At 39.7% G+C, this 13,435-nt stretch carries 12 protein-coding genes; 9 read left to right on the top strand and 3 right to left on the bottom strand.

What is annotated here, in order from left to right; all coding sequences use genetic code 11:
* Positions 1-15 precede the first annotated feature (15 nt).
* The gene (locus tag KOL94_RS08400) at positions 16-312 is read right to left on the bottom strand and encodes a hypothetical protein (protein ID WP_221565590.1); all 297 of its coding nucleotides are present in this window, start codon (positions 310-312) and stop codon (positions 16-18) included.
* Positions 313-468: 156 nt separating this feature from the next.
* On the opposite strand from KOL94_RS08400, the gene KOL94_RS08395 reads away from it, so the two are divergent.
* The 7 genes from KOL94_RS08395 to phoU all read left to right on the top strand — a co-directional run bounded on the left by KOL94_RS08395 (position 469) and on the right by phoU (position 8,909).
* A complete protein-coding gene (locus KOL94_RS08395; RefSeq protein WP_221565589.1) occupies positions 469-1,731 on the top strand; it encodes an MFS transporter in 1,263 nt (420 codons plus the stop codon).
* 107 nt (positions 1,732-1,838) lie between these two features.
* Positions 1,839-3,872: a peptidoglycan D,D-transpeptidase FtsI family protein gene (locus KOL94_RS08390; protein WP_221565588.1), complete on the top strand. Its 2,034-nt coding sequence runs from the start codon at positions 1,839-1,841 to the stop codon at positions 3,870-3,872.
* Between the two features lie 577 nt (positions 3,873-4,449).
* Positions 4,450-5,403, top strand: coding sequence for a PstS family phosphate ABC transporter substrate-binding protein (locus KOL94_RS08385; protein ID WP_221565587.1), 954 nt, complete (start codon positions 4,450-4,452; stop codon positions 5,401-5,403).
* Positions 5,404-5,561: 158 nt separating this feature from the next.
* A complete protein-coding gene (gene pstC, locus KOL94_RS08380) occupies positions 5,562-6,494 on the top strand; it encodes a phosphate ABC transporter permease subunit PstC (RefSeq protein ID WP_221565586.1) in 933 nt (310 codons plus the stop codon).
* Between the two features lie 2 nt (positions 6,495-6,496).
* A complete protein-coding gene (gene pstA, locus KOL94_RS08375; RefSeq protein WP_221565585.1) occupies positions 6,497-7,381 on the top strand; it encodes a phosphate ABC transporter permease PstA in 885 nt (294 codons plus the stop codon).
* 81 nt (positions 7,382-7,462) lie between these two features.
* Positions 7,463-8,236, top strand: a complete 774-nt coding sequence (gene pstB / locus KOL94_RS08370; protein ID WP_221565584.1) for a phosphate ABC transporter ATP-binding protein PstB — start codon at positions 7,463-7,465, stop codon at positions 8,234-8,236.
* 13 nt (positions 8,237-8,249) lie between these two features.
* Entirely contained in the window at positions 8,250-8,909 is a 660-nt protein-coding gene (gene phoU, locus KOL94_RS08365; RefSeq protein WP_221565583.1) for a phosphate signaling complex protein PhoU, read from the top strand.
* Between the two features lie 53 nt (positions 8,910-8,962).
* On the opposite strand, the gene KOL94_RS08360 is transcribed toward phoU, so the two are convergent.
* Positions 8,963-9,448, bottom strand: a complete 486-nt coding sequence (locus KOL94_RS08360; RefSeq protein ID WP_221565582.1) for a hypothetical protein — start codon at positions 9,446-9,448, stop codon at positions 8,963-8,965.
* A 13-nt stretch (positions 9,449-9,461) separates the two neighbouring features.
* Positions 9,462-9,665 carry a hypothetical protein gene (locus tag KOL94_RS08355; RefSeq protein ID WP_221565580.1) on the bottom strand — a complete coding sequence of 68 codons (204 nt, stop codon included), beginning with the start codon at positions 9,663-9,665 and terminating at the stop codon, positions 9,462-9,464.
* A 327-nt stretch (positions 9,666-9,992) separates the two neighbouring features.
* On the opposite strand from KOL94_RS08355, the gene KOL94_RS08350 reads away from it, so the two are divergent.
* Positions 9,993-10,640, top strand: a complete 648-nt coding sequence (locus KOL94_RS08350; protein ID WP_221565579.1) for a DUF4912 domain-containing protein — start codon at positions 9,993-9,995, stop codon at positions 10,638-10,640.
* Positions 10,641-10,651: 11 nt separating this feature from the next.
* Positions 10,652-13,435 (top strand): 1,4-alpha-glucan branching protein domain-containing protein, encoded by a 2,784-nt coding sequence (locus KOL94_RS08345; RefSeq protein ID WP_221565578.1) that lies wholly within the window; start codon positions 10,652-10,654, stop codon positions 13,433-13,435.

Below are 13,435 nucleotides of genomic sequence, written 5' to 3'. Positions count from 1 at the left end.
CTAGCTAATCTCCCCTCAAAGTAAAACATTAGACAAATGAACGAATTTGATCTGATGATTTTTCTTCAAGCACCCTTCAATAACGTCATCCAACAATCCATTCCCATCTTCATAATCCTCATTTGAGGTAACTACAAATTGGCTTCTGGTATTGAAAACCACAATTGTTTCATTTCCGATCTTGTACTCAACTTCGTGCGCTGATTGTTGTTCAGATAAATCACAGTTTATCTTTTCACTGTAGTGTCTCACAATTCCCGCAATCAATTGCTGTAGATCTATATGAGCAAAACCATTTGAACCGAAAATCAAAAATTCGTATATTTTTCTTCACTCCTTTTCACTCATTTTTTCCAGTGATTCCGCCGAATACACGTTGCTTTTCCGATTTAACCCAAATACTTAAATGAGAATAACGTGGTCGGTTTAAGGAAAACTAGGGTTGTGAGTAAAGGGGAGTCGTTTCTTATGAAGGCATTGCAAAAAATGATCGGAAACATTGAAGTAACAAAAGACCTGATGATCCTATTAATCATTGGAGGATTATATGCCCTGAGCATCGCTTTATCCAATACATTCGTCAACGTTTTCCTATGGAAACAATCGGGTGAATTCATCGATATTGCGATCTACAATTTATCCATTGTTTTATTCCAGCCCATCACATTCATATTTGCTGGACGGTTAGCTAAGCGGATCGATCGTGTCATTGTGTTGCGATTAGGAGTTATCAGTTTATCGATATTTTACTTAACCGTCTTGTTGTTGGGTGCACAAGCAGAACAATTTCTCATTCTTCTTGGCGGTTTGCTAGGGATTGGGATGGGATTTTATTGGCTTGCGTTCAATGTTCTTACTTTCGAAATTACAGAGCCAGATACACGAGATTTTTTTAATGGTTTTTTAGGATTGCTTACATCCTTTGCCGGAATGGTAGGACCTTTTTTTGCCGGTTGGATCATTACAAAGATGGATAAAATGATCGGATATAAAACAATCTTTGCGATCTCGCTGATCCTGTTTTTTGCTGCAGTCATAATGAGTTTCATGCTGAATCGACGAACAGCAAAAGGGATCTTCTCATTTGTAAGGATCATCAAAGAACGTAAAAAGAATCCGAACTGGAATCGGATATTGTACGCTCATTTTTTTCAAGGATTACGGGAAGGGACCTTCATTTTTGTAATCGTTGTCTGGGTCTTCATTGCCACGAACAGCGAACTGGCCTTGGGTACGTATGGGTTAATAAACTCTGCCGTATCATTTATAGCTTATTATGTGGCTACCCGCTATATAAAAACAGCTCAACGGAAAAAGGCAATATTAGTAGGTGGAATCATCTTGTATGCTGCATTGGTTTTGATCGTATTCGAATTGACTTTCGCGAAGCTGTTGACTTATGGTGTGATCATATCGATTGCATATCCAATACTCCTCGTTCCGTATGTATCTTTGACATATGATGTGATAGGTAGAAGCTGGAACGCAAGAGAAATGCGCATCGAGTATATCGTCGTTCGAGAGCTTTATCTGAATTACGGAAGAATAACTTCCATCGTTTTATTCATAATAGCGATTACATTGTTCGATGAGCAAAAAAGCATCCCATATTTACTGCCGATCATCGGAATCGGCCATTCGCTCATCTATTTCTGTGTCCGGAAAATCAGATTGGCTCCTGTTCCAGAAGAAACAGTCGTACTATCGAACGAAAACGGTTCAAATGTATAAGTTATTCTTTTTTTTAATATAGAACTGCGATACAATATAATGGCGATTAATGTCATATAAAGGCACCTTATCCAGGTGTCTATTTTAAATATTAAAGGAGAGAGGATATGGAGGCGAAGAAGAAAAAGAGAAGCCACGTTTCTTTTCGCTTGAACATATTGTTTTTAGCGGTTTTTTTATTGTTTACCGCCTTAATACTAAGGTTAGGGGTAGTACAGATCGTCCATGGTGATTCCTTCAAAGCCGAAGCAGAAAGGCAAGAGAATGTAACTGCAAAACTGGATGCACCCCGCGGGAAGATGTATGATCGTTACGGACGAGTAGTAGTAGATAATAAACCTGTGTTTTCGATCACGTTTACACGAACGAGTAATATGAAACCAGATGAAATACATGAGGTAGCAAAAAAATTATCCAAATATATCGATAAGGATACAGAAAAATTAACAGAACGGGATAAAAAAGATTTTTATCTTTCCTATAAAGCAGACTCTTTAAAGATATATGAAAAGTTATTGTCAAAGAAAGAAATGGATGAATTGGATGATAAAGAACAATATCGTCTCGTTATCGATCGTCTAAAAGCTGATCAATTAAATCTTACAGATGAAGAAGAGGAAATCGCGGCAATCTGGCGAGAAATGATCAGAGGATATGCTCTTACACCTCAACGTGTCAAGGTAGATGTTCCTCAGAAAGAAATCGCCATAATCAGTGAGCATCTTAATGATTTCAATGGAACAATCGATATCAAGCCTGATGCTCAAAGAGACTATCCGTATGATCAAACCCTTAAATCGATTTTTGGAAAGGTAGGTCAAATCCCTAGTGAATTGATAGATGGGTATGTGTTAGAAGGAAATGATCGTAACGACTTGGTAGGGACCAGCTTTCTAGAGGAACAATATGAATCGGTACTCAAGGGTACGAAGACAAAAATTCACTACATGACAGATAAATCCGGGAATCCGGTGGGTAAGCCAAATGAAGATACAGGTTCTCGAGGTCATGATATCACTTTGACTATTGATATGGAGCTTCAGAAGAAAGTCGAAGAAATTGTTGAAAAAGAAATTCTTGATGCTCGGAACAAATATGTATCCAATAGCCGATTGAACAGTTCATACGTTGTAATGGCCAACCCTCAAACGGGTGAAATTTACTCGATGGTGGGAAAGGTTTTAGAAGATGGGAAGTTCAAAGATGCTCCATTCGGAAATGTATACAATCAATATCCAATGGGTTCCACAGTTAAAGCAGCTACGGTTTTAACTGGATATAAAACTGGTGTAATCCAACCTGGAACCGTAATGTATGATACACCATTGAAACTTCCTGGGACACCGGTCAAGAAATCGTATCGGAATATGGGGTATGTAAATGATATTGAAGCGTTACAACAGTCTTCTAACGTTTACATGTTCCGAATAGCAATGAGAATTTCGGGTTATGATTACGATAATAAAAGGGGATTTAATAATCGTACGAAAGCCTTCGATACGATGCGCTATAACTTCAATCAATTCGGACTTGGGGTGCCAACTGGAATTGATCTCCCGTATGAAGATGATGGATACAACGGAGGAGCCCAGGCTTTAGGTAACTTGATGGATATGGGGATTGGGCAATTCGATACCTATACACCTATGCAAATGGTCCAGTATATCTCTACAATTGCTAACGGAGGCTACAGGATGCAGCCACACCTATTGAAAGAGATAAACAAACCAACTGCAAGTTCAGATCAACTAGGTGATACGGTTTATGAATTTCAACCTAAAATATTGAACCGTATCGATTATAAACAAGAATGGATTGAAAGGGTTCAACAAGGTCTATATATGGTCATGAATACCCCTAAAGGGACTGCAAGTTCTTACTTTAAAAATACTAAAGGATATGAAGCTGCTGGGAAAACAGGGACAGCACAATATGATGGTGATTCTTACCTACTATCACTTGTCGGTTATGCCCCCCATGATAATCCAGAAGTAGCCTTCGTCGTTGTAAGCCCTTATGCTGAAGAAGGTGGCATCAATAACAAAATAGGCAGACAGATCTTAGATGCTTATTTTGAGATAAATCAAGAAGGTCATAAGGAAAAACTAATTGAAAAACCAGAGGATGACCCCTCTGAATGACAACCGGATCAAGAACAATAGTTCAGCAATTAGGATTGCTCAACATACCGAGAACAACAGGTATGTATAGAGCAATCCTTTTTGTTGCTCTGTTAACCGACTTTGTTTGATTGTTAGCGAAATTTGCGACACTCATGCGGAAGTGGGTTGATGCTGGGAAGTGATGTCTAGCTCAGCGACCAGTCACTTAGGCACTTCAAACTTCCTGCGGCGGTCGACACATTGATTGACATCCTTATGAATGAGCCCACACAGAACCAAGTCTTTGTTTGGTTCGAGCCTTCTCGTCAGTTTTCCAGTGACCTAGGTGACTAATCGGGCCGCTTCCGCTTTTCGTTCCCCGCGGAAATGGAGTGAATTTCGCAGAAATCAAACGATCAAAACTGGCAAAAGCATTTGTTCTTTAAAATATACACATTCCGACACATCTTTACAAAACCTTAACAATCCATTTAAACATACTTAATAAGTCCCAGTTACTATAGGCAATGTAGGGCAAATGCCCAAGGGTTTTATAAGAAATCATACTTTTTTCTTAAAAAACCTTACCTATAAAACAAAAACAGGGGGATTTCAAATGAAAGCTTTCCAGAAAAGTTCACTCTTCATGGTGCTTGCAGCATTGCTTGTCGTTGCTACTGCTTGCGGGAACGGAAGCGAAGGAAGCGGCGAAGAAATGGAAGGAAGCGTTGTGGTTGATGGGTCTGGCACAGTATACCCATTGATGGCTAAGTTAGCTGAAAATTATATGGTAAATGAACAAGAAAACGTTTCTGTAGAAGTGGGAAGAGCTGGTTCAAGTGCTGGATTCAAAAAGTTCTTGGCTAAAGGCGGGGGTACAGATTTAAGTAATGCTTCACGCCAAATTAAAGACGAAGAAGTAGCTCAAGCTGAAAAGGCTGGAATCAACTATAAGGAATTGAAGCTTGCATTAGATGGAATCACCATCGTAGTCAATAAAGAGAATGATTGGATCGATGATCTGACTCAAGAAGAAGTAATCGATATTTTCCTTGCTAGTGGAAATAAAAAGAAATGGTCAGATGTCCGTAGTGACTTCCCTGATGAACCAATCAAAGCTTACGGACCGAATGAAAACCATGGAACATATGAGTTCTTTTATGAAACAATTCTTGAAGAACAACCAATAAGAGATGATGTAAGTCTTCAACAAGAATACTCTACACTCGTTGATATGGTATCAAAAGATAAAAATGCGATTGCATACTTTGGTTATGGTTACTACGAAAGTAACAGTGACAAAGTGAAAGCAGTAAAAATCGACTTTGGTGACGGACCTGTCGAACCTTCGGTAAAAACAATCAAAGAAGATGGCCCATATGGTCCGTTCACGCGTCCAGTATTCACATACTTGAATGAAGATCTTGCAAAAGAAAAGCCGCAAGTATTGGATTTTGCAATCTACGCAATGGAAAACGCTGGCGAAACCGCTAAGGAAACTGGATTTGCTCCATTAAGTGATGAAGAGTATAAGAAGTCAGTTGAAGATCTTAAGAAATTGAAAAAATAATTTTCTATCACTTAATATTGGAGAATCTTCGAAGATGAGGGGTCGATTGTACTTCTCATCTTCTTGGATTGTTTTTTATAATCATTTGAAGTTCCCTGCTATATAGAGATGTTTAGAGAGGTTCAGAGAGAGGTTCAGAGTGAAAGGGGTCCGAAGAAATGGAAAAGAAATTGAATATAAACGAAATGATAAAAGAAAATCGACAGTCAATGAGTTTTACGAGAATTTGGGAAAAGCTTATTCCGAAAATGTTATTATCAATTGCAATCATATCCATTCTTACTACCATAGGTATACTATCCACTTTACTGGTTGAAACGATCGCTTTTTTTAGAGAAGTTCCGTTTCTTGATTTCTTTACTGGTACGAAATTGAAACCTTTAGGAGCAGATGCTCAATTCGGTGTCTTACCATTATTGACTGGAACACTCATTTCTACAGTCATTGCGATGTGTGTCGCTATACCAATCGGCTTGATGACCGCAATATTCTTGAGTGAATACGCGTCTGATAAAGTAAGAAGAACATTAAAACCGCTGTTGGAGATTCTGGCAGGGATTCCAACAATTGTATATGGTTTCTTTGCATTCACATTTGTTACACCTTTATTAAGATCAATTATTCCTGGATTAGAACCTACAAATATCCTTAGTCCTGGTATTGTCATGGGTGTGATGATCATCCCGATGGTAGCATCATTATCTGAAGATGCAATGAGCTCTGTTCCTACTGAAATGAGACAAGGTGCATTAGCGTTGGGAGCTACGAGACTTGAGGTTACATGGAAAATCGTGATCCCGGCTGCCATCTCCGGTATCGTTGCATCTTTCGTGCTCGCCATTTCCCGTGCGATTGGGGAGACGATGATCGTAACGATTGCGAGCGGAAGTTCAAAAAACTTCACGTTTGATATCACTCAGTCTATGCAGACGATGACTGCTTATATCGTAGAGGTCACGGGTGGAGAAGCCCCAGCAGGTTCAACTTTATACTACAGTTTATATGCCGTTGCTATGACGTTGTTTGCATTCACGTTAATCATGAACTTGATTGCACAGTATATTTCTCGTAGGTTCAGGGAGGAATATTGATTATGAAATACGTTGACACGAAGCAAGTACAGAATAGGATGAACTTCCGCCTTGCTACTAATAAATTATTTAAATCGTTGTTCTTCCTTTCAACAATGTTCGGTCTTGTTGTACTGGTTGTTTTAATTTATCGAGTGTTTTCACAAGGTATACAAGCGATCGATTTGCAGTTTTTGACTGGCAAATTGTCAACCTTCGCTGAAAATGCTGGAGTGATGGGACCACTGTTAGGTTCATTCTGGTTAATGTTAGTGGTTGCGCCGTTAACCATGTTCCTTGGCGTCGGAACCGCAATTTATTTAGAAGAATACGCCAAAAAAGGACGTATTCAATCACTCATACAAACCAATATTGCGAATTTGGCTGGAGTCCCTTCGATAGTGTTCGGTTTATTGGGCCTTACTGTATTTGTAAAAGGTTTTGATTTAGGAAGTGTGGTCCTAGCAGGAGGGCTGACGATGTCACTTTTAGTTCTACCAATCGTCGTGGTGGCAAGTCAGGAATCGATTCGTGCTGTCCCGCAATATTTAAGGGAAGCCTCCTATGGAATGGGCGCTACTAAATGGCAAACAGTAAAAAATGTTGTTTTACCAGCATCACTTCCGGGAATTTTAACAGGGATAATCTTATCCTTGTCACGAGCCATAGGAGAGACAGCTCCACTTGTTGTGTTAGGGATCCCAGCCCTGCTTATTCCTTTTCCGGATAGTATTTTTGATAAATTCACTGTTATGCCACTGCAGATTTACTATTGGACGATCGATTCTGCTCTTGTTGACGAATACGCGAACCTGGCTGCAGGAGCAATTGTCGTATTGTTGATGCTCCTATTTGTAATGAATTCGATCGCAATCATCATTCGGAACAAATTTCAAAGAAGATTATAATTTCGGAGGTATTGAACTATGGCGAGTATAACTGTGGAAGAAAAAAAGAGTGCCCGACAATCGCAAAAGAAACATTCATCTATGTCTTCAAATTTAATTAAAAAAAATGTTTTCGAAACGAAAGATTTGAATCTCTGGTATGGTGAAGATCACGCATTAAAAGAAATTAACCTTTCCATACCTGAAAATGAAGTGACTGCAATCATCGGACCTTCAGGCTGTGGTAAGTCGACCTTTATCAAAACATTGAATCGCATGGTTGAAATGGTACCAATCGTAAAGATATCCGGTGCTATCAAATATCGTGAAAAGAATATCTTTGAACCTAAATATGGTGTAGAAGAATTACGGACCCAAGTGGGTATGGTTTTCCAGAAACCCAACCCCTTCCCGAAATCCATTTACGATAATATCGCTTATGGACCACGTATCCATGGCATCCGCAAAAAGAAAGTTCTTGATCAAATTGTAGAAAAAAGCTTGCGGGGTGCTGCGATCTGGGATGAAGTCAAGGACCGTTTGAATGAAAATGCATATGGTCTTTCTGGCGGACAACAACAACGTATCTGTATTGCACGTTGCCTTGCGATTGAACCGGATGTCATCTTAATGGACGAACCTACATCTGCCCTAGACCCGATTTCAACTTTGAAAGTAGAGGAATTGGTTCAGGAGTTGAAGAAAGATTACAGTATCGTCATCGTGACTCATAACATGCAGCAAGCAGCAAGGATTTCCGATAAAACAGCCTTTTTCTTAAACGGTGAAGTTGTTGAATTCTCAGATACAGATGCATTATTTTCAAATCCAGAAGATAAAAGAACCGAAGACTATATCACAGGTCGTTTCGGATAGGGGAGTGTAGTGAATGGTTGTGAGAGAAAGTTTCCAAACTCAACTGGACGAATTAAGAGAAATGTTGGTCGAATTAGGACAACTTGCAGAGAACGCCCTGGAGGAAGCGATCGATGCTTTGAAAAATCAAGATGTCGACAAGGCACTGCGTATTATCGATAATGACTACCGCATCAATGATCTGGAAGAGGAAATCAATGATAAGGCGATTCTCCTGATTGCAAAACAAGCCCCTGTAGCAAGCGATCTGCGTCGCATCATTGTATCGATTAAAATCTCTTCTGATGTTGAGCGGATCGCAGACTTTGCCGTAAACATTGCAAAATCAGTCATCCGCATAGGAAAAGAAGAATTGATCAAACCTTTGGAGGACATTCCAGCATTGGCCGAAACAGCTAAGACAATGCTGACTGAGGCAATTCAAGCTTATGAGGACGAAGATATCGTTCTTGCTAAGAAAATGGCAGATAAAGATGACTATGTAGATGAGAAGTATGGTGAGTTGATCCAGGAGATTCTTGGTATGATGAAGCAATATCCGGATTCAACAAACCAGATCATCCAGCTGAGCTTCGTCTGCCGGTACATCGAGCGTACTGCCGACCATGCAACAAATATTGCTGAAAGCATCGTATACCTTGTAAAAGGAAAACATTACGATTTGAATGAATAGATAAAATGGATATACACAAGAAGGACTGGCCTATTAGAGGCCAGTCCTTTGTCTTATGGTGAAGTGATTACTTTTGCGATTTCAGCTAGTGTCATCGTGCTGTTTACTTCGTAGTTTCCGAATCTTACTTTATTTTCCATGTTGTTGGCACGTAGATATTTTAACAGCTCATCGCTGCTCTTTATGATTTTTTGACTTTCTAGATAGTCTGTCACCTGACCAGTGGAAGTTCCTTTTGAAATTACGACTGTTGTTTTTATAACAGGCTCATCTTCAGGTTCTTCTTCTTTTGATTCTTCTGTTGAATTTTTATCATCGGTATTTTTCTTGCCTTCCAGCTGATCCAACTTTGCTTGATCCACTGCTACAAGACCCTCATTTTCAAGATACTCGTTCACTTCTTCATATGTAATTTCTTCACTTGATTCTGCCTTCGCTTCAGAGTCGATATTATCTGATCCAAAGAAATGTACAACTGCCAGGATGCCGGATGCAACTATGAGTCCAGCACCAAAACCTCTTAAACCACTATTAAACATGCTGATGACTCCTTTATTTGATCTCTCTTCTGTCTGTAATCATCATTTCTTCTTCTAGTACCTTGATTTTCTTATTAATTTGGTACAGTTCTTTCATGAGTTGGATCGAAACATTCTCAAGCTGAGTTTCAATTTGTTGAGTCCTGTTCTGTTTGAAAAACGAAAGAATGATCAAAACGATTCCAGCAACCAATAGTGCCAATATTGTGAATTCCATCCTGCTCCCCCTAAAAAAATGATCTCACTTACTTTTATATCACAGACTTTGTCGAGGGGGTAGCACTTTTATAAAATCTAATTCTAAATCCCTATTAAAATTCGACAATTTCATCCGAATATTTCAGGATTTAGATTAAATCGAGAGCTAAAAAGAGGAGAAATTGGCGGACTATGTTTTGCATACGTTTACAAAAATAAAATAATTGCCCTTAGAAATTGATACGATTAGGAACCGCAAAATTCTACATTTTACGTTTATTGATGCGGTTTTCAAGCGGTGATACGATGTTGAAAACTATTAAAAAAGTTGTGGTAGGAGGCAAACATGGTCGAAGAAATTTTAGCCTTGAAGAAAAAGGGATATACCATCAAACAAATCGCACAAGAAATGGACAGTACCATTGGAAAGGTCCAATACCGTTTGCGAAAATTACAATCACAACAACACACATCTGCACCAAAAAAAGAAATGGAATATGAATCTCATCAAGTTTCTCCAATCCGGAACATCCCCTCTTCATATGAATTGGATCGCATTGTCCTTTTACCTCAGGGACCTGAATCCATCTACATTTATTGGGATCTTCAGTCCTCTACTCGACATATGGTATCCCACCATTTTAGAAAACCATGGTCAGAGTTGAATAAAAAATTGAAAGTGTATGATGTAAGTGATTTGCTCTTCAACGGCCATAACAGCCACTGGAACATTGATATCAGTCTACCTGAAATGACAGATAACTGGTTTCTCAATGATTTGGAAGCGAATCGTACGTTCATTGTCGATTTCGGCATCCAACCGGATTCTAGTGATTTCTTTACGGTTTTGCGATCCGCACCCATAGAAACACCGAGGGATGAAAGTGATTCTAAAAGACTGGTTGCTGTGGAAAGGTGGAAAGCAGGAGATTGTCAATCACCCGAGTGGCTTGAACAATTTTCAACTTATTCGATTTACAGTTTATTAAAGTGAGGGGAATAGACTTGAATAGTTATTTTTCGTTGGTATTACATGCTCATTTACCATTCGTATTACATAGAGAACCGAATCGGATTGAAGAAAGATGGCTTTTTGAAGCCGTATCCGAGAGTTATATCCCTCTCATTTGGGGATTGGATTCATCTTCCCCTGGATCGAAATATACGATCTCCTTGTCACCACCTTTGCTAGAAATGCTGGCAAGCAGTATCTTCCATGAACGGTATTTAACACATATACGTACCACTCAAGAGCTTTTGATAAAAGAAAGAGAACATGCGACAACATCTGAAGAAATCAGAATCATAGAATTTTATATTTCACGCTTCAAAAAAATCAAGGAGACATTCCTCGAATGGAATGGGGACCTTATTTCCGCCTTTCGATTTTTCATGAGAGAAAACAAAATAGAATGCATCACCTCATCTGCCACACACGCAATCCTTCCTTATATTCAAACTGAACAAGGCATCCGTTCACAAATCCGAAGTGGATTGGATTGCTTTGAGCAACATTTTGGTTTTAAACCAGATGGCTTCTGGCTGCCGGAATGTGCTTTTTCCCCAGGGATTGACAAGTTGCTGTATGAAGAAGGGGTACGTTATACATTCGTGGAGGAGGCGACGATCCGAAAGCTCGATCCTGAAGCGCAAAGCTTTGACGCTCCAGTCTTTTCACCACATGGAATCGTCTTATTCCCTCGGAGCAGCAGTATTTCCAAAAAAGTATGGGATGCAAAACTTGGATACCCTGGTGATTATGATTATCGCGAATTTTATCGAGATATCGCTTATGATCGTGGTCTTGAGTATATCGCCCCCTATATCCATCCTGATCGGATACGGATTGACACGGGACTGAAATACCATCGTATTACAGGAGAAACAGACAATAAGGATTACTACGACAGAGAAAATGCCATGGTTAAGGCGAAGCGCCATTCTGAAGATTTCATCCAAGCTGTTTGTGAAAATTTAAACCAATACAAAGGAGATAAGGCTAAAGTGACGCTGGCAGCGTTTGATGCGGAGCTATTTGGTCATTGGTGGTTTGAAGGTCCGGAATGGCTTGAAATGGTGATGAAAGATGAGAATACAAATATTCATTGGATTACGCCGAAAGAATTCACCTTACGTCATTATCAAGAATTGACAACGCATCATGCATGTTTTTCAACATGGGGGAGGAACGGGTATGGTGAGGTCTGGCTTAATGAATCCAATGCGTGGATCTATAGACATCTTCATGCAATGGAACAAGAACTAATCAAACAAATGACGATTCTTAAAGACCCTGACTCTCTAATACGAAGGGCCTTGAATCAATTGAATCGCGAATGGCTTCTCGCAACGGCTAGCGATTGGGCTTTTATTATGGATCAGCAAAGTGCCTCTGAATATGCCATCTCAAGAATGAAAGAACATGTTTCGGCTTTCTATGAAATTGTTGAAAGGCTGGAAGAAAAGCGATTATCAGAAAGTTTTCTACAAGAAATGGAAGAACGATATCCATTTTTTCAGTGGCAGCAGGCGCAAAGATTGTCCTCTCAACATGATGAGTACATCTCCACGAAATCATCCTCAAAAACGGATGATCACAACCTCAGGATTCTGATGTTGTCATGGGAATACCCGCCGATGGTGGTCGGAGGCCTTGCGCGACACGTCTTTGATTTATCGAGGACACTTGTCAAACAAGGGCATCAGGTTTGTGTAATCACCTGTGGAGTTGAGGGATATCCTGAATATGAGATCAATCAAGGAGTGCATGTCTATCGTGTGAATGGCGTCCAGCCTCAACATGACGACTTTTATCATTGGGCAGGAAGTTTGAATCTGGCAATAGCTAAATTGGGGGTGCAATTGGCTTCACAAATTCCATTTGATTGCATCCATGCTCATGATTGGATTGTCAGTGTTGCCGCGAAAGGATTGAAACAACAACTGGATATTCCGCTTTATACGACAATCCATGCAACCGAACATGGCAGGAACAAAGGCATTCATAATAATCAACAAGCTGAAATTCATCATAAAGAATGGGAATTAATGTACGAGTCGGAGCATATTATTGTTTGCAGTGCATATATGGAACAAGAGTTGCGAGCTGTGTTTAGAGTCCCTGATGACAAAATCACAATGATTCCGAACGGTGTGGAAAATAGTTTGATCGAAACGAAATCCCAATTTGAAAATTGGAAAGATAGGTTCGGAGGGCCATCATGCTTTTACGTTTTTTCGCTTGGAAGGATGGTGCCAGAAAAAGGCTATCAGACGCTTATTGAAGCAGCTGCCTTATTAAAAAATAAATATCCTGAAATCAAATTTATCATCGCTGGGAAGGGACCTATGCTTGAGGAATACCGTCGGAGAGTTGTCCATGAAGGGTTATCTGATCAAGTCCATCTTGTCGGCTTCATCTCCGATGAACAGCGGAATCAATATTTACAGGAAGCCGATGCCCTCATTTTTCCGAGTCACTATGAGCCTTTTGGAATTGTAGCACTAGAAGGCATGGCAGCAGGTACACCAGTTATAGTCAGTGACACCGGAGGATTGAGTGACATCATTCAACATGGAGAAAACGGCTTGAAGGTCTATCCTGGAGATACTCAGAGCATCTATGATCAAATCATCCGTTTATACAACGAGCCGGATCTTGTACATCGAATTGTCCGTAAAGCTCAGAAAGATATCGTTACGAAGTACTGCTGGGAGGAAATTGCAACAAATACTGTTGATGTTTTGAGTAATTTCCAAAAGAAACTGATGATGGCAGGAGTGAAGTGA

The sequence above is a fragment of the Alkalihalobacillus sp. TS-13 genome (assembly GCF_019720915.1).
Taxonomy (GTDB): Bacteria; Bacillota; Bacilli; order Bacillales; family Fictibacillaceae; genus Pseudalkalibacillus.
This window is presented reverse-complemented; position numbering and strand designations above follow the sequence as displayed.